A 23,349-nucleotide genomic window follows, 5' to 3' on the forward strand; every position below is an offset into this window, starting at 1 on the left:
GCGACCCCCGCCCACGACGTTTCTCCTATCGTTGCGAGCTCTTCACGTCTGGCATGAAAGACGCACTGATACGGCGTTCAGCCAGTCGGGGCGTCGTTCGCGGGCGGCGCTTCGCCCTCGCGTGGCGGTTCGGCTGGCGCCTGGCCATCGGGCTGACCTTCGGGCTGACCCTGACCGTCACCCTGCCCTTGACCCTGGCCACCTTCCGCCTGCACCTCCTCCATCGGAGGCGGCAGCGGAGGCGGCGGCGGCTCGGCGGGGCGCTCCTCTTGCCGCGCCTCGGGCTCCGGCTCCGGCGGCTGGGTCGACGGCGTCGGCGGCGGCTCGGCCGGCTTCATCTCCGTCTCCGGCGTCTTCGCCGGCTCCTTGTCGGGCCCGCCGGTGTCGCCGGCGCCCGCGCTCGGCAGCTCCGGCCCGTTGTTGCGCTCGAGCGCGTCCTTCTCCTCGGTCTTCTTCGACGTCGAGCGCGACTTGCTGCGCGTCTTCCTGGCCGCCTCGCGCTCGGCGTTCTTCTGCCGCCGCTCGAGCATCCGCTCCTCCGCGGTCTTGCTCTTGATGCCCATGAAGCGCGGCTTGCCGACGGTGCCGCGCAGCTTGAAGCCGAGCCAGCCCTCGTCCGGCGGATCCATCTTCGACGACGGGCCCGCCGTCTGGACCGCGAAGCGCAGCGTCTCGCTCTTGTCCTGCAGCGCCTGCGTGACCAGCAACTTCATCTGGAACGCGAACTCGGACTTGGAGAACGGATCCTTGAGCGGCATGTCGCCGATGACCTCGAGCTCGATGTCGGCGCTCTTGGTCTTGAAGTCCTCGACGCTGACCCGGCCCTCCGCGACCTTCAGCTTGCCGACCAGCGTGCCGAGGTCGATCTCGGGGATGGTGATGCCCTTGGCGGTGATGCCCGACGAGCCGGGGATGAACAGCAGCTCCTCGCCGTCGCCGATCGAACACGAGGCGCACTCGAGCGAGATCGACCCCTCGGCCTTCTCGAACAGGTTCTCCGGCATCGTCATGTCGACGTGCAGGGCGAACAGGCCGCGCAGCGGGGCGCCCAGCGCCTGCTGCAGCTTCGGCACCGAGCCGAGCGGCAGCTCGGTGACCTCGACCTTGATGCTCGACTCGCTGCTGCTGCGCGCGTACTCGACGTGGATCGGCGCCTCGTCGAGCACGGTGTCGACCTCGACGTCGATGTTGCCGAGCAGCAGGTACCCGAGCACCGAGAAATCGACGTCGACCGCGTCGAGCACCATCTGGTGCGGGATCTGGCCCGGGTGCGACGGCGCGTAGGTCCACGTGACGTTGTAGAGCGTCGCGCTGCCCCACGGCCGCACCGACATGTCTTCGATGTCGATCAGGTAGCCGGCCTGGCGCGCCTGGTGGCCGATCCGCCACGCGAGCGCGCGGGTCGGCAGGCTGATCCAGATGAAGGCGAAGAACACGAACACGGCCAGGAACACCCAGCCGGCGGAGCTGCGGAGGCGCCGCGACAAGAGGCGCATGCGGTCGCCGAAGCCGCCGATCGCGACGGCGGGCGCGACCACGGTGCCGCTCGGCGGCAAGGCGGCGGGCACCTCGGCGCCGCGGCGGAGGCTGGCGAGGTTGGGCAGACGGATCTTCACGACTCCCCCTCCTCTCCGCCGGGCGCCGGCGCGGGCTCTTCCGGCTTCTGCAGCTGCCAGGTTGCGAGCTCGACCTCGGCGTTGAGGCGGTCCTCGAGCGCCGAGGGCGAGCGCAGCATCAGGCGCTCGACGAACAGGATGTTGCCCGGCTGCCCCTCGAGCTTGGCGAGGAAGTTCAGCAGCTCCTCGAGCGCGACGTTGCGGACCTCGAAGGCGACCACGCGCTTGGTCAGGCCCTTCTCCTCGTCGATCACGACCGCCTGCCGCTCCTCCTCGCCGCGCAGGGTGCCGGTGACGAGGTTCTTCTGCGCCTCCTCGAGCAGGATCGAGAACACGATCGGCTGGGCGCTGGCGATCCTGCCCTCGCGCGCCTCCTTCTCCTTCTTCTTGGTGTCGTACGCGGTGCCCTTGGTGCGCACGAGGACGAGGGCCTCGCGCAGCTCGGCGATCTCGGCGCGGGCCGTGTCGAACGAGCTCTTGCGCATCATGTAGAGCACGCCGACGGCGGTGACGAAGAACACCAGCATCAGCACGCCGAGCAGCGCCCGCTCGCGCGGGTTGAAGCGGGACATGAACCCGAACAGGGTGGTTTCGATGGCGCTCACGACTCGGTCTCCGTGCTGGCGTAGCAGTCGTGCTCGATGTTGGGGTCGAACACCTTCTTGGTGCCCTCGTCGCGCACCTTGGCGACCTGGAACGGGATGACGCAGGGCAGCGCCTGCAGCAGCTTGTTCTTGAACCGCTCCTGGGCCGACGAGCGCGTGGCCGAGGCGCGGAACTGGATCGCGCGCGGCCGGATCTCGATCAGCGACAGCACGAACTCGTCGTCCCAGGCGATGCCCGACGCCGGGTCGACGGAGGGCAGCTGCACCGGCGCCGTCGGCGTCGCCCCGGGCGAGCTCTCGGCGTCGGGGCTCACGCCCTCCTCGGCCACCATCGGCGTCGGCGCCGGCGGCGGCTTCGGGCCGCTCGGCGTGGCCGCCTTGACGAAGCCGGCGAGCACGTCGAGCGCGCCGCGCTGCGGGATCAGCTTGGTGATGTCGCGGCCGTCGACGGCGTTGAGGCGCTCCTCGATCTCGGCCTTCGAGGTCAGCGCCTCGCCGAACACCTTGTGGCTGGCCTCGCCGAGCTCCTCCTCGTAGGCCGCGCGCTCCGCCTCGAGCGCGCTGGTGCCGACCACCGTGTCGACGACGCCGAACGCGAGGATCGCGAACCCGAGCGCGGCGACGGTGGCGAGCCGCTCCGCGATCCAGCTGCCGTCGCCGCCGCGCTGGACGGTGGCGTCCTTGTGCAGCTGGATCAGCGGCCGGCGGGCGCAGCCGACGGCGCCGCCGAGCGCGGCGGACATGGCCGTCCAGTCATGTCCCGCGAGACCCTTGAGCCCGAGGCTCTCGCGCGGGCGGGCGCGCTCGGTGGGCAGCCCGAGCTGCTCGGACAGGTAGGCGTCGAGGCCGCGCAGGTTGGCGCCGCCGCCGGACAGGCGCAGCTGCACCACCTCCGCGGAGAACTCGGCGCGCAGCCACATCCGCGTGTGCTCGATCTCCCGCACCACCGGCTCGAGCGCGCGGGCGACGATCGTCGCCGACTCGAGCTGCTCGGCCGACAGCTCGCCCTGGCCGCGGTGGGGCAGGAACGCGTTGTCGCGCTTGGCCGCCTCGGCCTCGGCGTCGCCGAGCTGGTAGCGCTGCTGCAGCGCGCGGGTGACGTGGACGCCGCCGCGGCGGAGCATGCGGGCGGCGAGCGGACCCTTGGCGCCGAAGGCCACCAGGTCGGTGGTCGCGTGGCCGATGTCGAGGCCGAGCACCACCGGCGTGCGCGCCTCGGCGGGCGCGCCCTTGGCCGGCTCGGGCAGGTCGGCGGTGAGCACCTGCGCGGTCGCCAGGACGTCGACGGTGATGAGCTTGACGTCGATCGTCGCCGCCTTGAACGCGGCCTGGACCTGGTCGATGGCGGAGCGGCGGACCGCGACCGCGAGCGCCTGGCCGCCGCCGCCGGGGACGGTCGCGGGCACGTGGTCGAGCTCGAGGTTCTCGAGCGGGACCGGGAACTGGCCCTCGGCCTCGAACGCGATCGCCTGGGCGATCCGGCGCGGGTCGCTGAACGGGAACTTGAACACGCGGTAGGCCGCGAAGCTGCCCGGCAGCACCACGCCGATCGGGTAGTGGTTCCAGCCGCGGCGGCGCAGCACGGCGATGCCGATGTCGAGCGCGGCGGCCAGCGAGGTGTCGCCCTGCGGCGTGAGCGTCACCGGCTCGACGACCGTCTCGAGCACCTGGATGGTGCGCAGGCCGGCGTTGATGAGCACGGCCTTGACTTCGGAGGTTCCGAGGTCGAGTCCTACGTACTTCTGGGCCACGTGCGGCAGTCCTTGCGGTTGAAGATGGGAGCCATGAAGATCAGTCCTCGCGCAGGTAGAGCCACGCGCCGGTGCCCTTCGCGCCCTCGCTGCGGACGAATTGCATGTCGTAGACGGCGGTGAGGCGCTTCTTCACCGCGCCGACCTCGGCGATGATCTCGATGCGGTAGACCCGCTCGGGGGCGATGGTGGCGATGTCGCTGAGGCCGCCGAGCTGCTCGCCCGAGCTCTTGTCCTCCTCGCTGTTCTCGCGGATCGTCATGCCCTCCGGGATGCGCGGCAGGTTGGCCCGGTTGAGCGCCTGCGCGGCCGAGCCGCCGCCGCCGAGCGCCGCCAGCGGGTTCATGAACTTGTCGGGCTTCTCGACGAACTCCTTGAACGCCTTCATGTCGGAGAACAGGCTCATCGTCCGCGTGTCGACGACGTAGCGGGCCAGCGGCAGCGTCTTGAGCAGGAAGTTCTCGCCCTCGGTCTTCCACTTGTCCTCGGCGGTGACCGAGTGGCGCAGCACCAGCGCGATCTGGTCGGCGCTGGCGAAGTTGAGGTTGACCTTGCAGCCGCCGTAGACGGTGAGGTCGGCGGCGATCGCCGTCATCAGGTCGTCGTCGACGCCCTGGACCAGGTGCAGCTCCTCGACGCTGTCGAGCCGGGCGTTGCGGGGCTGGTACGGGTCGAAGATCTCGGTGTAGCGGTAGCGCTCCTGCGTCGACGACGAGGCCAGCTTGACCATGTCCCAGGCCTTGTTGTCCTCGTCGATGTAGTCGACGATCGCCTTGATGACGTCGGCCCGGGTGTAGCGCTGACCGTCGCTCTTCTCCTCGTCGAACAGCGGGTCGTAGAGCGTCGGCATCAGCATCGCCTCGAGCGTCTCGACGGTGCGCGCCTGCGAGTTGTCCTTGCCCTGCCCGGCCGACGCCAGGCAGTTGACGTTGAGCTTGCCGCTCTCGGCCTCGACGCGGATCTCGAAGCCGCCGTGGTCGATGGCGAGCTCCTTGAAGGTCGAGTTGTCGAGGCCGACCAGCCCGGAGATGGCCTCGTGGCCGTCCTTCGAGCCGAACGCCGACATCAGGTACGGCGCGACCTGGGTGATGTCCCAGGTGCCGAGCATCTGCCGGAACTGCTTCTGGTTGAACACCATGCGCTGCAGCTCGAACAGCAGCAGCGACAGGCGCATCCCGCCGCGGGTCAGGTTGCGCGCCGAGATCTCGTCGCGCAGGTTGATCGCGGCCTGCCAGTCGACGCGGGTGGTGTAGCTGAACGCGGCCGTGAACGGCAGCAGCACCGAGATGCAGGCCAGCACCATCAGCAGGGCGATGCCGTGCTCCTTGCCGCCGGCGCGCCGGCGCGCCGCGCCGGACCTGGCCGTACGGACATGTCGCTCGGGCTTGGCGGTATCGGCGTCGGCGGTCACGGGCGCGGGCCTTTCAGCGGGAGAAGTCGATGCGCTCCTGCATCGGGATGAGGGTCTGGGTGACGTACTTGACCTCCTTGCCGAGGTCCGCGTCCCACACGCCGAAGGTGATCTTGACGCGCTCGGGCAGGCGGTTGGGCTGCATGTCCTGCTTCATCGTGCGCCACTCGTCGCGCCACTCGATGCGCTTGTTGTCCCAGTACTTGACGTCGAACGACTTGATGTCCTCGCAGAACACGTAGGCCGGCCACCACTCCTCCATCTTCTCCGGCACGTCGCCCATCAGCCGCCGCGTCTCGCGCTTGAACAGGTGGGTGCGGTTGGCGTCGTTCGGGTCCTTGGCGAGGAAGTACTGGATGACCGATTGGTCGCTCTCGTTGGCGTCCTTGCGCATGCGGATGTGGGCGAACGCGGAGAACGTCAGGCTGTCGGAGTTGAACTGGTCGCGGCCCTCGAACAGCGTGAAGTGCCGGTCTTCGCCGGCCGGCCGGTTGTGGGACAGGTACGCCAGCGAGATCTCGGTGCCCATCCGCGCCAGGCAGTTGCGCAGCACCGCGTACTTCTGCTGAATCTTCTCCGCCGAGCGCATGCTCTGCGCCGTGGTGCTGAAGCTGGCGTAGACCGACGCGGTCATCATCGTCATCATCGCCACGGCGACGAGGATCTCGATCAGCGACAGGCCGCGCTGGCGGGCTGTCCGCGAGGACAGGGTCGGAACGACATGGCCGAAGGTGCTCATCGCCGCGAGCCTCCCATGCCCATGCTGGATCCCGGCCCCGAGCCGCCCGCCGGCTGACGCCCCGGGCCGCCGGTCGACGTGCCCGTGCCCGTGCCCGTGCCCGTACCCGCGCCCGCGCCGCCGCCCTGCTGCTGCTCGTTGCCGAGGTCGCCCTCCTTCGCCTCGCCGCCGAGGCCGGGCAGCTGCTTGAGCTTCTCCGGGTCGGCCCAGAAGGTGTTGACGATGAACTCCTCGTCGAGGTTGCCGTTCTTCCACTTGACGGTGCACTTGACCTTGCGGATCGAGCGCTCGATCGCCTGCTTGACCGGGGTCCACACCATGCCGAGCGCCGTGAACGCCTGGTCGGCGGCGCTGCGGTAGTACATGCTGCTCTCGCCGCGGTTGGCCCGGTCGGTGTCGTCCTTGGCCGCGCGCAGCTCGGTGAACTCGGGCAGCTTGAGGAAGTCGACGATGCACTTGTACTTGACGTCGGGCCAGCCCTGGTCGGCGAAGGTGCCCTCGTAGAACTTGTCCTCGAGCACCCAGCCGCCCTCCTTGCGGACGATGTACTCGGTCTCGATCAGCTGGTAGTCGGCGAGGAACGCGACCGAGGTGATCGTCTGCGCGTAGCGGGTGGCCCGCAGGCTGGCCATCTGCGACGTCAGCATCGACGTCAGCGACAGCGCCAGCACGGCCATGGCGATCATGACCTCGAGCAGGGTGAAGCCGGCCGCCGCGTAGCGCTGCTCGGGCGGCCGCAGGCGCGGGCGCTTGGTGTCGGGCGCGGTCATGTCAGAACGCCCTCCGGTTCATCTTCTTGCCGAGGTCGTCGCGGATCGACGTCGGGTCGTCGGGCAGCGCCAGGTCGATGTGGCCCTCCTTGACCTCGACCCGGCCGGTCAGCGGCTTGACGATGATCGTGAACTCGTTCTCCGGGTTGGCGACCTCTTGCACGTGGATGTGCGCCAGCTGGGTGTGGCCCTGCGGGAAGAAGTAGAGGCTCGCCTCGCCCTTGGTGATCGGCTTGAGGTCCTCGGCGGTGCGCACGGCGATGACCTTGACCTCGGGCGGGAACTTGAACGGCTTGCGCAGCTCCGACAGGCTGTTGTCGTCCTCGAAGGCGCCGAAGATCGGCGGCTTGCGCCGCGGGACCTTCTTCGGCGGCGTGATGTACTTGTCGAGCGGCTGGGTCTGCGACGGCGTGGCGCCCGGCTTGGCCGCGCCGGCCGCCCCCGGCTGCCCCGGCGTGCCGGGGCGCCCGGGGTGCCGGCCTTCGTCGGCTGCCCCGGCTGTCCCGGAGTACCTGTCCCTTGAGACACGCTCGCCATCGGCTGCCCGAGCGGGCCCATCGTCTGGCCCGGCTTGCCGACCGGCGCGCCCTTGACGGCGTCGAGCACGCGCGCCTGCAGCGAGCGGTTGTAGTTCTCCTCGGCCCGCTTGTCCCGCTCCTCGCGCTCCTTCACCTTGCCGGGGTCGACGACGACGATGCGGCCGTAGCGGTCGGTGGCCGGCAGGTACATGCGGTCGTCGCCGCGCTGCATCGTGAAGGAGTTCTTGTCGATGTCGATGAGGAGGCGGTAGTAGGTGCCGGTGACGCGGGCCTTGTTGTAGGCGAAGCGGATCGTGTTGGCGAGCTGGTTGGTGACGCGGGCCACCTGCGCCTGCTTGCTGGCGCCGAGGCCGGTGATCACCGAGCCGATCAGCAGCGCGAGGATCCCCATGACCACGAGGACCTCGATCAGCGTGAAGCCGAGGCTCCCTCGCCGCCCGCGCGCTGCCGTATGTCGACTCCGCATGGCCATGACGATCCTCGCGGGAGAGAACGATCGGGCTAACGCCCGATCACTTCTTCTCCTCCTTGGCGGCCTCGATCTCCTTCGGGTCCTCCCAGCTGTTGATGTCGTCGCCGCCCGCCGGCTTCTTGTCCGGGCCGTTGGACGTGACGTCGACCGGGCCGTGCTGACCGGGGCAGACGATCACGTACTCCTCGCCCCACGGGTCCTTCTTGACGCGCGCCGTGACGCCCGCGGCCTTGAGGTCCGCCATGCTCTTCGGGCACTTGTCGTTCTTCTGCAGCATGTACTGCTCGCTGAGCTTCTGGATCTCGACCACCTCGTTGTAGGCGACCTTGACCTTCGAGTCCGAGAGCGCGTTGAAGGCGACGACGCTGACGCCGCCGACGATGAGGCCGATGATCGCCAGCACGACGAGGATCTCGATCAGGGTCATGCCGCGGCTGTTGCGGCGGCGGCGGACGGCCTGGCGGACGGTGTGAAGTTGCGGGTTCATGGATGGTCTCTCCTGAGTACTCGGGCTACTGCGCGGCCATTTCGTTGAGCATCATGATCGGCTGCATGATCGAGAACACGATAAAGCCGACGCTGCCGCCCATGAGCACGATCATGAGGGGCTCCAGCAGCGCGGTCATGCGCGTGAGCGCGGTGTTGACCTCGCGGTCGTAGGCGTTGGCGACGTCGGTGAGCATCTGCTCGAGCTGGCCGGAGCGCTCGCCGACCGAGATCATGTGCGTCACCAGGGCCGGGAACTGGCCGCTGCGCTTGAGCGCCGGGGCGATGCCCTCGCCCTCGCGGATGTTGTCGCGGGCGGTGGCGACGACCTTCTCGAGCACCCAGTTGCCGAGCAGCGCGCGCACGATGTCGAGCGCCGCGAGCAGCTGCACGCCGCTGGCGAGCATGGTGGCAAGTGTACGGGCGAACCGCGCGATCGCCAGCTTGCGCGCGAGGTCGCCGATGATCGGCAGCTTGAGCAAGATCGTGTCGCCGGTCGCGCGGCCGATGTCGGTCTTGCGCCAGCGGCGGAACAGCCAGCCGAGGCCGAAGAAGCCGGCGATGATCAGGTACCACCAGGCGGCGATGAAGTCGCTGAGCCAGATCAGGAACGCGGTGTTCCACGGCAGCTGGGCGTTCATGCCCTCGAACATCTCCGTGATCTGCGGGACCACGTTGAGCATCAGCATCGTGATGATGCCGCCCGACAGCACGGTCATGATCGCCGGGTAGATCATCGCCGAGGTGACCTTGCCCTTCAGCTCCTCCTGCTGATCCATGAAGTCGGCGATGCGCAGGAGCACGGTCTCGAGCGAGCCGGACGCCTCGCCCGCGCGGACCATGTTGATGAACAGCGGCTGGAACACGTCGGGGTAGCGGGCGCAGGCGTCCGCCAGCGAGCTGCCCTCGTTCACCTTGTTGGCGATGTCGCTGAGGATGCCCTTGAGCCGCCGGCTCTCGCTCTGCTCCGTGATCGCCGACAGCGACTCGGGCAGCGTGACGCCGGCGCACAGCAGCGTGGCGAGCAGCCGCGTGGTGCGAGAGACCGTCTTCTGCGAGATGCGGTCGAACAGCGCCCCGAGGTCGATCTCGCGGCCGCCCGCGCCGCCGGCGGCGGCCACCTGCGCCGTGGTCTCGCTGACCGCGGTGAGGAAGATGCCGGCGCGCTTGAGGTTGGCCTTGAGCGCGGCGACGGTGTCGGCCGACTCGACGCCCTTGACCGTCTTGCCGTCCTTGCGCAGGCCCGTGTACGCGTACGCCGGCATGCTCGGTTACGACTCCACCGAGGTCGCGCGCAGGACCTCGTCGATGGTGCTGATGCCGCAGACGACCTTGTGCGCGCCGTCGTCGCGGAGCGTACGCAGGCCCTGAGCCAGCGCCGCCTGCTTGATCTGCATGGCGTCGGCGTTGCGGATCGCCAGACGCCGGACCTCTTCGGTGACCATGAGGACCTCGTACACGCCGGTTCGCCCGGCGTAGCCGCTGCCCTGGCACTTGTCGCAGCCGGTCGCGCGGTAGACGTGGCCGCGCGGCGGGAGCCGCCGCGGCTCGGGCGCGACCAGCGGCATGACCTCGCCGTTCTCGTCGCGCACCGGCACCTTCAGCGCCTGCTCGCCGGCGTAGAACGCCGCGGGGATGATGCCGAGCTCCTCGAGCTCGGTCGCCGTCGGCCGGTACGGCTCGCAGCAGTGGACGCACACGCGGCGGATCAGGCGCTGGGCCTGCAGCGCGACCAGCGACGAGGCGACCAGGAACGGCTGCACGCCCATGTCGACCAGGCGGGTGATGCCGGTCGCGGCGTCGTTGGTGTGGATCGTGCTGAGCACCAAGTGGCCGGTGAGCGACGCCTGGATCGCGATCTCGGCGGTCTCGACGTCGCGGATCTCGCCGACCATGATCACGTCGGGATCGTGACGCAGGAAGGAGCGCAGACCGGCCGCGAAGGTCAGGTTGATCTTGCTCTGCACCTGCACCTGCGAGATGCCGGCGAGCTGGTACTCGACCGGGTCCTCGACGGTGAGGATGTTGAGGTCCGGCGTGTTGATCTCGGTCAGCGCCGAGTACAGCGTGGTCGTCTTGCCCGAACCGGTCGGGCCGGTGACGAGGAAGATGCCGTGCGGCCGGTTGATGACGTCGCGGATCATCCGCAGGTGGTCGGGCGCGATGCCGATGTTGTCGAGCTTGAGCGCGACCGCCGACTTGTCGAGGAGACGGACGGTGACGCGCTCGCCGTGGGCCGTCGGCACGGTGGCGACGCGCATGTCGACCTCCTTGCCGGCGATCTTGCGGCGGATGCGGCCGTCCTGCGGCAGCCGCTTCTCGGCGATGTTGAGGCCCGCCATGATCTTGACGCGGGCGATGACCGAGGGAAGGTGGGCCTTGGGCGCGCGCTTGACCTCGTGCAGCACGCCGTCGACGCGGTTGCGGACGATGATCTCCTTGTCGCCCGGCTCGATGTGGATGTCGCTGGCCTTCTCCTTCGAGGCGTTGAAGATCAGGCTGTTGACGAAGCGGATGATCGGCGCGTCCTCGGCCGAGGCGTGCAGGATGTCCTCGTCCTCCTCCTCGTACTCCTCTTCCTTCTTCCCGAGGTCGACGTCCTTGGTGCGCCGCGCGTAGGTGCGGTTGATGAGTTCGAGGACGTTCGACTCCGGCATCAGCGTGACGTCGACGTCGGCCTCGTAGAGGGTGCCGAGGTCGTCGAGGTCGAGGATCCGCAGCGGGTCGGCGGCGTAGACGCCGAGCACGCCGCGCTCGCGGTCGAGGCGGTACGGCAGGACCTTGTTGGCGCGCGCGTACTGGATCGGCAGCTGCTCGACCAGCTCGTCCTGGATGTCGCTGATCTCGACGTTCTCGCGGGCGGGCAGGCCGAACTGCCGCGCCAGGCCGCGCGCGAGGTCCCACTCGGTGCAGTGCTTGAGCCGCACCAGCGTCTCGCCGATCTTCTCGCCCTCGAGGTGCTGCGCCTGCAGGCCCTCCGCCAGCGCCTCGGCGGTGATGCAGCCCATCTCGATCAAGATCTCGCCGAGCGGGCGCGCGAGCGGACGGACCCCGAGCGGCGCGAAGGTCGAGCCGGCGTTGCGTTCTGCGGTGGTCTTGAGGGCGGTGTCCATGGCCTGCCTGGATGACTCGGGCATGTCAGACGAGAGGATAGCTTCAGGGCTCGCGCCGGATCACCGGCGCCGGGTTCACCGTGGCCGCGGGCGGCGCGCCACCGCCCCCGCCCTCGCCGCCGACGTTGTCGTCGACCGCCGCCGAGCGCGGGCTGAGGCCGAGCTCGCCGGTGATGATCTCGCGCCGCATCTCCTCCTCGGCGCGGCGCAGCAGCAGCTCCTCCTGCTCCATGCGCCGGGCCTCCTTGTCGATCGCGGCCAAGATGCCGGACTTCTTGCGGTAGTTGATGTTGCTCTTGAGCTCGCGCTTGCGGAAATTGGTCTCGCGCTCGATGAACTCGAGCCGCTCCTTGTCGCGCCGCTCGTGGATCCGGCGCACGTCGTCGGGGCTGTCGATGATGTGCGGGACCATGACGAGGAGGAGGTTGATCTTCTCCTTCTCCTTGACGCGGTTCTTGAACAGCCAGCCGAGGAGCGGGATCGAGCCGAGGCCGGGGACCTGCTTGACGTTCTCGCTCTCGCGGTCGCGGATGAGGCCGCCGAGCACGACCGGCTGGCCGTCGCGGCCGACGATCTTGTCGAGCTTGATGCGCCGCTTGGTCGTGGTGACGCCGAGCACCGGGTCCTTCTCGGTGATGTCGCGGTCCTCGACCTCGACGTCCATCGTCACGTTGCGCTCGTCGTTGATGTAGGGCTTGACCTTGATGCGCAGGGTGACGTCCTGGCGCTCGACCGACTGCAGCGGGACCAGGCCGGTGCCGCCGCCGCCACCTGCTCCGAAGGACAGGGCGCCCGGGGTCGGGACGTTGCGGCCGACCTCGATGGTGGCCTCCTGGTTGTCGGCCGCGTACATGTGCGGCTCGCTGACGACGTTGACGTCGCTGTTGCTCTGCAGCGCCTGGATGATGGCGCCGAAGGCCGGCACGTCGCGGCCGGTGCCGAGGATCGTGCCGGAGTTGAGCAGCGGCGGACCGATGAGGCCGAGGGTGAAGTTCTTCAGCGAGTCGGGCGAGAGCAGCAGCGAGTTGAGGGCGGGCGTCGGGGCGCTGCCCACCATGCCGATCGCGGTGCCGGCGGTGCCGCCGAGCTCGGTGTTGATCGGGTAGCCGAAGTGGCCGCCCGCGCCGGCGTCGGTGTTGTGCTTGATGCTCACCTCGAGCATGTAGATCTCGATGTAGAGCTGGCGCCGCTCGCGGTCGAGCTTCTCGATCACCGGCTCCAAGTTCTTGTAGTCGGCCGCCGAGGCGATGATGACCAGCGAGCGCGTGGCCGGGTCGGGCGTGACCTTGACGTCGCCGGAGAACAGGTCGGCGCTGACCGGGTTGCCCGCGGGCGGCTTCTGCCCGCCCTGCTGCGAGGCCTGGGCGGCCTGCTTGGCGCCGGTCGCCAGCTGCGACAGCACCTGCGCGACCTCGGTGGCGTCGGCGTTCTTGAGCTTGTAGACGTGGATCCGGCCGCCGCCGCCGGGCAGCTTGACGTCGAGCCGCTCGATCAGCTTGCGGATGACGACGTAGTCGGACTCGGTGGTGACGATGATGAGGGTGCTGCTGCGCTCGTCGACGATGACGCGGCTGATCGCCGAGTCGGTCTGACCGCCGCCGCCCCCGCCCCCGCCCCGCCGACCGGCGCGGCCGCCCGTGGCCCCGCCCCCGCCGCCCCCGCCGCCCCCGCTGGCCTTGGCCTCGCCGAAGATGTCGCGGATGATCTGCGCGACCTCCTCGGCGTTGGCGTACTGCAGCTGGTAGAAGAAGATCTTCTCGCTGCCCATCGGCTGGTCGAGCTCGGCGGCGAAGGTCTCGAGCCGCCGCACCATCGAGCCCTTGTCGGTGATGATGAGCAGGTTGCCGACCAGGTCGACGCTGCCCGACTTGCTCTTGAGCTGGCCGAGGACGTCGCTGATCTCCTTGCTGTTGCCGTGCTTGACGCGCAGCAGCTTGGTGACGAAGCGGTCGCTGTTCGGCGCGTTGGCGTCGTCGCCGTAGGTCGGCAGCGTGCGGTTCTTGGCGTCGGTGGTCTCGACGATCTTGAAGTAGCGACCCGAGGGCTCCACCGTCAGGCCCATCGTCTCGAGCGCGGCGTAGAAGGCGGCGTACGCCTCCTCGGCCGTGACCGGCTCGGGCGACAGGATCGTCACCTTGCCGGACCGCACCTTGCGGTCCCAGATGAACTTCTGACACGTGATCGACATGATCCAGTTGACGAGGTCCTCGAGCTCGGTCTCCTTCGGCAACGTGATCGTGAACTTGGCCCCGCGCGGGGTCTTCTTGCACGTGTTGAACGGGATCGGGCCGCCGCCGGGCGTACCGCCGCCCTCGTCGCCGATCAGCTCGCCGCCGCGGCTGGGCGCGCCGGTGGTCGGATCCTGCGCGGAGACGGTGGTCGGGCCGAGCGTCAGAGCGGCCAGACCGAGAGAGACGAGGCCCAAAGCAGTCGGGCGGACGGGGGTGCTACGCGCAATCATTGGATCGTGATGTCCTTGGTGATCGACTCGCCCTTGCGCTCAATCGTGACCTGGAGGTTGCTGGCGCTGCGCATCTTGGTCAAAAGGCCCATGACCTGGTCGACCGACTTCAGCTCGATGCCGTTGACCGAGGTGAGGAGGTCGCCGTTCTTCATGCCGAGCAGCTTGGGCAGGCTGCCCGGGCGGATCCCGTAGAACTTGAAGCCCTTGGTCTCGCCGTCCTTGATCGACGGCATCACCCGCGCCTGCTTGGTCAGCGCGGCCGGGTTGGCGAACAGGCTGTCGATGAACATGCGATCGACGGTGCACGAGTTCTCGCTCTCGCACTTGATCGCGTCCTCGGCCCCGGGGATGGCGCCCGCCGGCGGCGGCGCGTCTTCCTTCTTCTCGGCCACCTGCAGCGGCTTGGCCGTGGGCTTCGGCGGCTCGACGCCGAGCTCGATGTACTCGAGCGCGCCGCCGTTCTTGACGTGGACGAGGCTGCGCTCGACGCTGACGAGGTAGACGCCGGGGCGGATCCGGTCGCCGGGCCAGTACGGGCCGACGCTGCCGTCCTCTTCGTCGCGGATGGTCGCCCACGAGTACTCGGGGATGTTGGTCTCCATCGTGGCGATGAGCCGCAGCGGCTGGGTGCACGGACCCTCGCCGGGCTGCTTGCCGCCGGCGACCTGCGGCAGCTCGCCGGGCCCGAGGTCGGGCGCGACCGCGGGGCCGCCCGGGCCGGTCTCGGGCGTGACGACCTTGGTGCAGGTCGGGCAGAACAGGTTGAGCGAGAGGATCGTCTGCGTGACCTTGTTGCGGTCGGCCGCGGAGGGTCCGCGCGAGGGGCTCGAGATCATCCGCGGGTTGATGATCGGCTTGTCCTCCTCGTCCTCTTCCTCGTCCTTGGCGCCGTCGGTGTCGGTGCCGGTGGCCTCGGCCTCGTCGGCGGGGGTCTCGTAGATGTACGAAGTGCCGAGCCAGGTGGTGAACGCCGAGGCGGCGAACGCAGCGGCGACGCTGAGGCCGAGCGCCTTGACGACCCAGAAGTGCTGCTTGAAGACGGCTTCCATCGCTCTCCGCTAGTGGATGACCTCGTCGCTCTCCGACTCGACGCGCGGCGCGGGCTCTGCAGGCTGCGCGCCCGACTCGAGCTTGCGGTAGATCGTGCGGGTGGCGATGCCGAGCAGGTCGGCCGCCAGCCGCTTGTCGCCGCGCGTGAACTTTAGCGTCTCCGTGATCATCCGGCGCTCGACCTCCTCCAGCGGGGTCCCGACCGAGAATGTGATCTGACGCCCATGCCCGGCCTGCGGGTCGCGCAGCTCCGGCGGGAGGTCGTGCTCGTCGACGAGGCCGCCTCGGCACAGCACGACCGCGCGCTCGACCGCGTTCTCCATCTCGCGCACGTTGCCCGGCCAGCCGTAGTTGCTCATGCGGTAGAGCGCGGCCTCGGTGAAGCCCGACACCGGCTTGCCGTGCTTGCCGGCGAAGATGCGCAGGAAGTGGTCTGCCAGGAGCGGCACGTCCTCGAGGCGATCGCGGAGCGGAGGCACGCGGATCGGGATGACGTTGATGCGGTAGAAAAGATCCTCGCGGAAGCGCCCGGCCTTCACTTCCTCGGCGAGGTCGCGGTTGGTGGCGCAGATCAGCCGCACGTCGACCTTCGCCAGGCGACCGCCGACCGGCTCGATCTCACCCTCCTGCAGCGCGCGCAGCAGCTTGACCTGGATGTGCAGCGGGATCTCGCCGATCTCGTCGAGGAACAGCGTGCCGGTGTGCGCCTCGGCGAAGCGGCCCTCGCGGGCCCGCACGGCGCCGGTGAAGGCGCCCTTCTCGTGGCCGAACAGCTCGCTCTCGAGGATCGACTCCGGCAGCGCGGCGCAGTTGGTCGGCACCAGCGGGCGAGCGGCGCGCGGGCTGTGCTGCTGGATGTAGCGGGCGAACAGCTCCTTGCCGGTGCCGCTCTCGCCGAGCAAGAGCACGGTCGCCGACGAGCCGGCGGCCTGGCGCGCCATGTCGAGGGCGGCCCGCAGCACCTGGCTGTTGCCGACGATCGGGCGGTTGGTCGCGGCCGCGAGCTGGGCCTTGAGCTCGCGGTTTTCGGCGACCAGCGCGTGCTTGTCGAGCGCCTTCTGCACCGCGGCGATGATCGCCGCGCGCTTGAGCGGCTTGGAGATGAAGTCGTACGCGCCCAGCTTCATCGCGCCGACGGCGTTCTCGACGGTGCCGTAGGCGGTCATCATGATCACCTCGACCTCGGGCGTCAGCGCCTTGACCGCCTTGAGCAGGTCCTCGCCGGTCATGCCCGGCATGCGCAGGTCGGTGATCATGACCTGCACCGGCACGCTCCGCAGGATCTCGAGCGCCTGCTGGCCGCTCGAGGCTGTCCGCACGGACATGTTCTCCTTGGCCAATACCTTCTGCAGCGCGTCGAGGATGCTGGGCTCGTCGTCGACGACGAGGATGGTCGGGGTACGGGCGGTGCTGGTCATGGGCGCTCGAGTCGAACCCGCGGTGTGCAATTCGGGGTCCTCGGTGAAAAGCGAATGATTCTAAGGCAACTCCTGGAGCCAGAACGAGGCTGTCCCGCGCAATTGTCAGGCCGTCCGAGGCCGCTTGCCAAAATGGCAATCGCGCTCCTCGCGCAAGAGGCGCGGCGCCTCAACCGCCGCCCCCCTGCCCCGCCTTGCCGGCGCGTCGACCGGCTCGCTTCGCGGCGGGGACGGAGGCTGGCGCTTCGGACAGGTCGAGGAACGAGGTCTGCTGCGGGACGGACCGCGACGCGGGCCTCGCGGCCCCGGGCCTGGCTGTCCTTTCGGGCAGCTGCGGGGGAGCAGCGAGCCGATTGACTGTCTTTTCGGGCAGCTCCGAAGCGGCGGCCGGAGGTGGCTCGAGGGACAGGTCGGGCTCGCTCGCGCGCGGTCGTTTCGACGGCTTCGGGCCGCCGGCCGGAGGTGGCTCGAGGGACAGGTCGGGCTCGCTCGCGCGCGGTCGTTTCGACGGCTTCGGGCCGCCGGCCGGAGGTGGCTCGAGGGACAGGTCGGGCTCGCTCGCGCGCGGTCGTTCCGACGGCTTCGTCTTCGCCGGCTCAGCTGTCCCGGGAGACAGGTTCTGTCGGGCGGCCGCTGGCTCGCTCGCGCCGGTCTTCTTCGATTTCTTCCCGCGGGTCCTGGCGGGCCCGGACGCGTCGGCGTCCGCCCGGCCAGAGGCCGCCGTCGTCGTGCGGCTGCCCGACGTCGAGCCCTGCGGTGCGGCTGCCGACGGTTCGACGGACGGCTCGAGGCCCGCCGCGAAGTCGCGGACGCTGCGGATCGCCACGCGCCGCTTCTCGAACACGAGGAAGTAGGAGTGGTTCTTGCGCGCGTGGACCTGGGCCTTGAGCCGGCTGACGCCGGGGCTGTTGGGGCGCACGAGCACGAACAGGTCCTTGCAGTAGAGGCCGAGCGACTCACCGCCCGTGATCAGCTCGACGTGGGTGAGGCGCTGCTTGTTGGCGCTGACCTCGTCCTGGCACTTGACGATCAGCACGCCGCCGGGCACGAGCACGCGCACGGCCTCGCGGCAGGCCTTTTCGTAGAGGTCGACGACCGCGTCGTGCCACTTCGGGCCCGCCTCGGTGGCGGCGGCGGCCGAGTAGGCGCGGCGGAAGGCAGCGTGGGTGCCGGAGCCGGCCATGTGATCGACGCTGCGGCGGTACATGCCCTCCATGTACGGCGGGTCGAGGACGACGCAGTCGAGGCTGGCGTCGACGTACGGCAAGGCGCGGCAGTCGACGCCGCTGGTCAGCCTGGCGCCGGCGCGCACCGGGACGTCGGGCTTGAGGGCGATGTCGCTGGCGAGCAGCGTGTAGCGGCCGTCCGGGACGCGGCGCCAGAACACGCCGAGGCCGTAGGTGACGTCGGCGACGGTGCTGCCCTCCGGGACATGTAGCTCGAGGATCTGGGCGAACAGCTCGCTGTTGTCGCCGACCCGTGCAGACACGACGACGTCGGCGGTGGCCACGCCGCCCTGCACGCGGCGCGTGGTCGACCGCGGCTCGGTCGCCTCGGCCTCGCGGTTTTGAACCGGCGGCGCGGCAGGACGTGGCTCGACCGCTGCGGTCTTGTGCGCCCGCCCGCGAGGCGCAGTCGCCAGGCGCGGCTCGTCCGCGACGGCCTCGCCCGCTCGCGCTCGCGGCGCAGCGCGGCGTGACTCGTCCGCGGTCTCGCGCGGTCGCCCTCGCGTCGCGGCGGGACGTGACTCGTCCGCGGTCTGGCGCGCTCGCCCTCGCGGGGCGGACGGGCGCGACTCGTCTGCGGCCTCGCGCGCTCGTCCGCGCCTGGCCCTGGCGGGACGCGGCTCGGCGGCGGTTCGGGAGCGGGCGGCCATGGGGGCGGGACGGTACCCGATCTCGCGGCCGCTGGCCCGAATTGAGCGCGCCGGCGCGGCCCGCCCGGGGCGGGCCGGCCGGCGCCGGAAAGGACCGCGGGCTCAGCGGCCGGAGGCGGCCTCGTCCTCCTGCTGGTCGCGGAGTTGGGCCAGCAGGCGGTCGCCGCGGGTCGTGATCTCCTCGTAGAGGGCGTTGCAGCGCGGTTCGGCGCGCTCGAGCCAGCGCTCGAGGATGCTGCGGCGCTCCGGGTGCTTGCGCGACTGCTCGAGGAGGATCTCGACGATCGCGGTGTCGGCCATCAGGCGCGTCAGCCGCTCGGCGTGCAGCATCGCGTAGGAGAAGTCGCGCTTCGGGTCCCAGTTCTGGAAGAACTCCTTCGACCACTCGGTGATCTTGTGCTTGCCGAGGCCGCGCAGCTTGTCGGCGGCGGTGCGCTGGATCAGGTGCTGCTGGGCCGCGAGCGTGAGCGACGTCAGGCGGGCGACCCGGCGCTCGAGCGCGTCGAGGGCCGAGAGGCTGCGCCAGCGGGCCTGGGCCACGCGGGTGAGGAAGCGCTGCGGGTTGCGCATGATGCCGCTCATCGCGTCCTTCATCGCCATGAGCGCCTGGATCTGGCTGGTGCCCTCGTAGATCGGCAGGACCATGGCGTCGCGCAGCAGCTTCTCGGCCCCGTACTCGCGGATGTAGCCGGCGCCGCCGAGGATCTGGATGCACTTGCGCGACATCTCGACGGCCTTCTCGCTGGCGATGTACTTGAGCAGCGGGGTGAGCCGGCGGGCCCGGTTGGCGTGGCGCTTGGCCTGCTTGAGCACGCGCGCCCGCTCGAGGCTGTCGGGGTCGGTGTCGAGCAGGCCCTGCATCTTGGTCCGCTGGTGCAGCTCCTCGTGGTAGGCGCACTGCATCGCCAGCGCGCGCAGGCCGAGGATCTCGGTCTGCATCTCGTCGAGGAAGTCGGCGATCATCTCGTGGCGGTCGATCGTCTTGCCCATGCTGCGCCGCTCGGCCGCGTAGGCCTTGGCCTTGCGGTAGGCGGCCTCGCACGCGCCGATCGACTCGAAGCCGACGCCGACGCGGGCGTTGTTCATCAGCAGCAGCATGAGCTGGAAGCCCTCGCCGCGCTTGCCGATCAGGCGCCCGGGGGCGCGATCGAAGCTGACGGCGGCGGTGGCCGAGCCGTGGTGACCGAGCTTCTCCTCGAGCCGGTCGATCACGGCGATCCGGCGACGTGTCCCGTCGGGCATGTCCTCGTAGGCAGGGACGTGGAACAGCGACAGGCCGCCGAGGCCGGGCTTGTCGGGCTCGGTGCGGGCGATGACGATGTGGTGCTTGCCGTGGCCGGAGGTCAGGAAGATCTTCTGGCCGGTGATGTACCAGTTGCCCTGCTCGTCCTGCTCGGCGCGGGCCTTGAGCGCGGCCATGTCGCTGCCGGCGTCGGGCTCGGTGATGTCCATGCTGCCCCACGCGTCGCCGCGCAGGATCTCGGCGATCTCGGGCTGGAAGCGGGTGCCGGTGATGACGCGTTGCTCGCGGTCGAAGGTGGTGGTGCCCTCGTGCACCGAGTACAGCAGGAGCATCAGGGCGATGCCGCTGTAGAAGTTGTAGTGCGTCATGACGACGTTGTCGGCCCGCGCCAGCAGCTCGCACACCATGAAGTGGACGACGGCCGGGCAGCCGATGCCGCCGAGCTCGCGCGGCAGCGCCAGGCCGTGGAGGTCGAGGCCCTTGATCTGCTCGAACAGCGCGTCGGTCTCGGGCGCGAGGTGGCCCTCGCCGTCCTTCAGGTGGACGCCCTTCGCATCGATGGCCATCGACCGCGGCGCGACCTGCTCGGCGGCGAACTCGCCGACCATGCCGAGGATGTCGCGGTAGGCCGCGCGCGCCTCTTCCAGCGAGGTGTAACCGCCGGGGATGCGGAAGTCCTGCTCGACGAGCCCGACGATCGGCGCCCAATCGAGGCCGCGATCCATGTAGAACTGGAGGTCTTCGTTGTCGTCGAAGTAGTTGGCCACGAGACGACACTAGCCGAGGCCGATATGCTGAGCAAGCTCAGGAAAAGTCCGTGCAGGCGGCGGGCTGGAGGCAGTTTAGGCCGATGCGGCCCCTGCGCAAACAGCGCAAGACCGGTCGATTGTCCGCACCCGGAGCGGCGCGGTGGTCTATAAAAGGAGGACCGTGAGCCGAGGCGAGGGGATGCGGAACCGGGAGCACGCGTCGTTTCGCCGCGAGGCGACGTTTCACGCGGCGCCCCACGCGCTGACGGAGACGGTGCTCGAGGCGGACCGCGAGGCGACCGCCCGCCGCGAGGAGGTGGCGCCGGGCGTGCATGTGCTCCACGGGGTGATGTCGCCGAAGGAGTGCAAGCGGCTGATCGCGGCGGCGGAGGCGATCGGCTTCACGCACGCGGGGCTGGCGATCGGCGACGACACCTACCGGATCAACCTGGCGGCCCGCAACAACCTGCGCGTGGTGTTCGACGCGCCGGAGCTGGCGGCCGGCCTGTGGCAGCGGGTCCGCGGGACCGCGAACCCGCAGCACGAGGGCGCACCGGTGCGCGGCCTGAACTTCCGCTTCCGCGTGTACCGCTACGAGGTCGGCATGCGCTTCTCGCCGCACGTCGACGTCCGCACGGCCGTGCCGCTCGGCGAGACGCGCGAGTCGCTGGTCATCTTCCTCAACGCGGAGTTCGAGGGCGGCGCGACCCGCTTCTTCGAGGAGAAGGACAAGTCGCAGCGCCGCGGCGAAGGCCGCGGGCGCAAGTTCGACAACAAGGTGAGGTTCGCGCTGAAGCCCCCCGTCGGCGGCGCGGTGGTGTTCGATCACCTGCTGCTCCACGAGGGCGCCGAGGTGACCGCCGGCGTGAAGTATGCCGTGCGCTCCGACGTGATCTACGAGCCGCGGTAGCGCGGGCCACATGTCCTTACGAACATGTGGTGGGAGGCGGCGGAGGTCGCCACGCCTGCACTGACCTGTCCCGAGTGACATGTGGTGACCGGCACGGCCCCCGAGCGGTCTCACGCTCACGCCCGCCCCTGCGGGGCGTCGTCCCCCACCCGCCGGTTCGAGGTCGACGGTTGCGGGCGCGGGCCGGGGGCGTGTACGATCGCGTGATGAGCTTGTCTCGGTTATTGAATCTGTCGGCCGCGCGATGGTCCGCGGCCCTGTCGTTCGTGCTGGTGGCGACCACGAGCGGGCCCGCGCGGGCCGACGCCGTGTCCGAGCCGCCGAGCTGCCCGGAAGGCACCAGCCCCAACGGCTGCCACGGGGGCGAGTACTGCGAGCCGAACGAGTGCGTCGACACCTGTCCCTCGGGCAAGGTGTGCATGGAGGTCGAGCGCTGCGCGGGCACGGTCACCTGCGGCGGCGGGTGGACGAGCACCGGCGGCGACTTCTCGGTCGACAACGTCCTCGGGCCCTGCGGCGAGGGCGGCGCGTGTGCCGTCGGCACGTGCAAGTCGTTCAAGCTGTGCGTGTCGGACACGACCGGCGCGACGTCGACGGGCGAAGGCTCCGACACCTCGCAGGGCAGCGAGTCCGACAGCGCCAGCGGCGGCACGCCGCCGAAGAAAGAGGGCTGCGAAGGTTGTCGGACCAGCGACGACGCCGCGCCGGCGCTGCTGGCCCTGGGCGTCCTCGGCCTGGCGATCCGCCGGCGCTCGCGACGGCGCGGCTGACGGCCGCGAGGCCGATTCGCGACGCGCCGTCGGGCCGGCGATCCCCCTGGCGCTCGCTTCGCGGGGCCGACGGGGGCGCGAGGCGAGCCGGGGTGACGCGCCCTCGGGCTCGACCCGAAACGCAGGAGCAGACCCGGCCCTCTTTGCTGCGCTGCGAAAAGACGCGACATGGCCTCGGTTCGCCGGACCGAGGAAGGCCTGTCCCTTTCGCCAGGTCTCGGGTGGGGCGAGATCGCGCATCTCCGCTCGCATCGACAAGCAAGGCCCCATTTGCGACCCTGCATGCTGCCATCATGCCGATCGAACAGCAGCTCGTCCCCACCTCGCGCCTCCGCGTCCACACCCGCATCGCCGGTCCGGCAGGGGCGCCGCTCGTCGTGCTCGTCCACGGCAACGCCTCGAGCGGCGGCTTCTTCGAGCCGCTGATGGACGCGCTCGCCGATCGCTTCCGCGTGCTCGCGCCCGACATGCGCGGGTTCGGCGACACCGAGCCGGCGCCGATCGACGCGACCCGCGGCGTGCGCGACTTCGCCGACGACCTGCACGCGCTGCTGGTCGCGCTCGACCTGTCCTCGCGGCCAGCCGTGTTCGTCGGCTGGTCGGCGGGCGGCGGCGTGATCATGCAGTACACGATCGACCACGCCGGCGCGGTGGCCGGGCTGGTGCTCGAGAACCCGATGTCGCCGTACGGCTTCGGCGGCACCCGCGACGCGCGCGGCACCCCGACCACCGCCGACTTCGCCGGCTCGGGCGGCGGCACGGCCAACCCCGAATTCGCGCGCCTGATCAAGGCCGGCGACCGCGGCAGCGACAGCCAGGTGTCGCCGCGCAACGTCATGAACGCGTTCTACTTCAAGCCGCCGTTCCGGGTCGAGCCCGCGCTCGAGGACGCGTTCGTCGAGGCGCTGCTGAAGACCAAGATCGGCGACGACCACTACCCCGGCGACATGACGACCTCACCGAACTGGCCGGGGGTCGCCCCGGGCACGCGCGGCATGAACAACGCGATCTCGGCCAAGTACACCGATCTGTCGGGCCTCGCCCGCATCGACCCGCGGCCGCCGGTGCTGTGGATCCGCGGCGCCGACGACCAGATCGTCAGCGACACCTCGCTGTTCGACTTCGGCTTCCTCGGCAAGGTCGGCGCGGTGCCGGGCTGGCCGGGCGACGAGGTGGCGCCGCCGCAGCCGATGGTCGGGCAGATGCGCGCGGTCCTCGACGCCTACGCCGCGAACGGCGGGCGCTACGAAGAATTGGTGTTCTCCGACTGCGGACACTCGCCGCACATCGAGCAGCCCGAGCGCTTTCTTGCGGCGCTGCGAAATTTCGCAGACACGACGTTCCAGGGCCGATAGCAAGCTTCTGCG

At 70.0% G+C, this 23,349-nt stretch carries 18 protein-coding genes and 1 pseudogene; 3 read left to right on the top strand and 16 right to left on the bottom strand.

From position 1 onward, the window contains the following. Window positions 1-77 precede the first annotated feature (77 nt). The 16 genes and pseudogenes from gspN to NAEX_RS00140 all read right to left on the bottom strand — a co-directional run bounded on the left by gspN (window position 78) and on the right by NAEX_RS00140 (window position 20,320). Complete coding sequence (gene gspN / locus NAEX_RS00070) at window positions 78-1,616, bottom strand: type II secretion system protein GspN (RefSeq protein WP_096325487.1); 1,539 nt, start codon at window positions 1,614-1,616, stop codon at window positions 78-80. After that, on the bottom strand, window positions 1,613-2,221 hold the full coding sequence (locus NAEX_RS00075) for a hypothetical protein (RefSeq protein WP_096325488.1): 609 nt from the start codon (window positions 2,219-2,221) through the stop codon (window positions 1,613-1,615). Before NAEX_RS00075 ends, gspN begins: the two co-directional genes overlap by 4 nt. Next, window positions 2,218-3,972 (bottom strand): pilus assembly protein PilM, encoded by a 1,755-nt coding sequence (gene pilM, locus NAEX_RS00080; protein WP_096325489.1) that lies wholly within the window; start codon window positions 3,970-3,972, stop codon window positions 2,218-2,220. The genes NAEX_RS00075 and pilM overlap by 4 nt, the downstream gene beginning before the upstream one ends. A gap of 40 nt (window positions 3,973-4,012) precedes the next feature. After that, the gene (locus NAEX_RS00085) at window positions 4,013-5,383 is read right to left on the bottom strand and encodes a type II secretion system minor pseudopilin (RefSeq protein ID WP_096325490.1); all 1,371 of its coding nucleotides are present in this window, start codon (window positions 5,381-5,383) and stop codon (window positions 4,013-4,015) included. A 13-nt stretch (window positions 5,384-5,396) separates the two neighbouring features. Continuing rightward, window positions 5,397-6,122, bottom strand: a complete 726-nt coding sequence (locus NAEX_RS00090; RefSeq protein ID WP_096325491.1) for a PulJ/GspJ family protein — start codon at window positions 6,120-6,122, stop codon at window positions 5,397-5,399. Next, window positions 6,119-6,892 (bottom strand): type IV pilus modification PilV family protein, encoded by a 774-nt coding sequence (locus NAEX_RS00095; protein WP_096325492.1) that lies wholly within the window; start codon window positions 6,890-6,892, stop codon window positions 6,119-6,121. The genes NAEX_RS00090 and NAEX_RS00095 overlap by 4 nt, the downstream gene beginning before the upstream one ends. 1 nt (window position 6,893) lies before the next feature. Beyond that, window positions 6,894-7,148 carry a hypothetical protein gene (locus NAEX_RS52645; protein WP_245913553.1) on the bottom strand — a complete coding sequence of 85 codons (255 nt, stop codon included), beginning with the start codon at window positions 7,146-7,148 and terminating at the stop codon, window positions 6,894-6,896. Window positions 7,149-7,819: 671 nt separating this feature from the next. Next, a pseudogene (locus NAEX_RS54280) lies at window positions 7,820-7,903 on the bottom strand (prepilin-type N-terminal cleavage/methylation domain-containing protein); the annotation flags it as partial. 40 nt (window positions 7,904-7,943) lie between these two features. Next, complete coding sequence (locus NAEX_RS00105; protein WP_096325494.1) at window positions 7,944-8,390, bottom strand: type II secretion system protein GspG; 447 nt, start codon at window positions 8,388-8,390, stop codon at window positions 7,944-7,946. Window positions 8,391-8,415: 25 nt separating this feature from the next. After that, entirely contained in the window at window positions 8,416-9,654 is a 1,239-nt protein-coding gene (gene gspF, locus NAEX_RS00110; protein WP_096325495.1) for a type II secretion system inner membrane protein GspF, read from the bottom strand. 6 nt (window positions 9,655-9,660) lie between these two features. Further along, window positions 9,661-11,526 (bottom strand): GspE/PulE family protein, encoded by a 1,866-nt coding sequence (locus NAEX_RS00115; RefSeq protein ID WP_245913557.1) that lies wholly within the window; start codon window positions 11,524-11,526, stop codon window positions 9,661-9,663. A 19-nt stretch (window positions 11,527-11,545) separates the two neighbouring features. Continuing rightward, on the bottom strand, window positions 11,546-13,963 hold the full coding sequence (gene gspD / locus NAEX_RS00120) for a type II secretion system secretin GspD (protein ID WP_096325497.1): 2,418 nt from the start codon (window positions 13,961-13,963) through the stop codon (window positions 11,546-11,548). Further along, window positions 13,960-15,015, bottom strand: coding sequence for a type II secretion system protein GspC (gene gspC / locus NAEX_RS00125; protein WP_096325498.1), 1,056 nt, complete (start codon window positions 15,013-15,015; stop codon window positions 13,960-13,962). Before gspC ends, gspD begins: the two co-directional genes overlap by 4 nt. A gap of 9 nt (window positions 15,016-15,024) precedes the next feature. Next, a complete protein-coding gene (locus NAEX_RS00130) occupies window positions 15,025-16,434 on the bottom strand; it encodes a sigma-54-dependent transcriptional regulator (protein WP_096325499.1) in 1,410 nt (469 codons plus the stop codon). A 169-nt stretch (window positions 16,435-16,603) separates the two neighbouring features. Next, window positions 16,604-17,944 carry a DNA methyltransferase gene (locus tag NAEX_RS00135; RefSeq protein WP_211302325.1) on the bottom strand — a complete coding sequence of 447 codons (1,341 nt, stop codon included), beginning with the start codon at window positions 17,942-17,944 and terminating at the stop codon, window positions 16,604-16,606. Between the two features lie 468 nt (window positions 17,945-18,412). Continuing rightward, complete coding sequence (locus tag NAEX_RS00140; protein ID WP_096325501.1) at window positions 18,413-20,320, bottom strand: acyl-CoA dehydrogenase family protein; 1,908 nt, start codon at window positions 20,318-20,320, stop codon at window positions 18,413-18,415. A gap of 163 nt (window positions 20,321-20,483) precedes the next feature. On the opposite strand from NAEX_RS00140, the gene NAEX_RS00145 reads away from it, so the two are divergent. The 3 genes from NAEX_RS00145 (at window position 20,484) to NAEX_RS00155 (ending at window position 23,337) form a co-directional block, all read left to right on the top strand. Further along, window positions 20,484-21,212, top strand: a complete 729-nt coding sequence (locus tag NAEX_RS00145; RefSeq protein ID WP_143141406.1) for a 2OG-Fe(II) oxygenase — start codon at window positions 20,484-20,486, stop codon at window positions 21,210-21,212. 206 nt (window positions 21,213-21,418) lie between these two features. Continuing rightward, entirely contained in the window at window positions 21,419-21,982 is a 564-nt protein-coding gene (locus NAEX_RS00150) for an MYXO-CTERM sorting domain-containing protein (protein WP_143141407.1), read from the top strand. A gap of 293 nt (window positions 21,983-22,275) precedes the next feature. Then, complete coding sequence (locus tag NAEX_RS00155) at window positions 22,276-23,337, top strand: alpha/beta fold hydrolase (protein WP_096325504.1); 1,062 nt, start codon at window positions 22,276-22,278, stop codon at window positions 23,335-23,337. The last annotated feature ends 12 nt before the right edge of the window (window positions 23,338-23,349 follow it).

The sequence above is a fragment of the Nannocystis exedens genome (genome assembly GCF_002343915.1).
GTDB lineage: Bacteria > Myxococcota_A > Polyangia > Nannocystales > Nannocystaceae > Nannocystis > Nannocystis exedens.

What these genes read in the sequence shown, in the direction of transcription:
- NAEX_RS00090 (WP_096325491.1), bottom strand. Translation starts at nt 6,122, where the DNA reads ATGAGCACCTTCGGCCATGTCGTTCCGACCCTGTCCTCGCGGACAGCC.
- NAEX_RS00095 (WP_096325492.1), bottom strand. Translation starts at nt 6,892, where the DNA reads ATGACCGCGCCCGACACCAAGCGCCCGCGCCTGCGGCCGCCCGAGCAG.
- NAEX_RS00105 (WP_096325494.1), bottom strand. Translation starts at nt 8,390, where the DNA reads ATGAACCCGCAACTTCACACCGTCCGCCAGGCCGTCCGCCGCCGCCGC.
- gspF (WP_096325495.1), bottom strand. Translation starts at nt 9,654, where the DNA reads ATGCCGGCGTACGCGTACACGGGCCTGCGCAAGGACGGCAAGACGGTC.
- NAEX_RS00115 (WP_245913557.1), bottom strand. Translation starts at nt 11,526, where the DNA reads ATGCCCGAGTCATCCAGGCAGGCCATGGACACCGCCCTCAAGACCACC.
- gspD (WP_096325497.1), bottom strand. Translation starts at nt 13,963, where the DNA reads ATGATTGCGCGTAGCACCCCCGTCCGCCCGACTGCTTTGGGCCTCGTC.
- gspC (WP_096325498.1), bottom strand. Translation starts at nt 15,015, where the DNA reads ATGGAAGCCGTCTTCAAGCAGCACTTCTGGGTCGTCAAGGCGCTCGGC.
- NAEX_RS00130 (WP_096325499.1), bottom strand. Translation starts at nt 16,434, where the DNA reads ATGACCAGCACCGCCCGTACCCCGACCATCCTCGTCGTCGACGACGAG.
- NAEX_RS00150 (WP_143141407.1), top strand. Translation starts at nt 21,419, where the DNA reads ATGAGCTTGTCTCGGTTATTGAATCTGTCGGCCGCGCGATGGTCCGCG.
- NAEX_RS00155 (WP_096325504.1), top strand. Translation starts at nt 22,276, where the DNA reads ATGCCGATCGAACAGCAGCTCGTCCCCACCTCGCGCCTCCGCGTCCAC.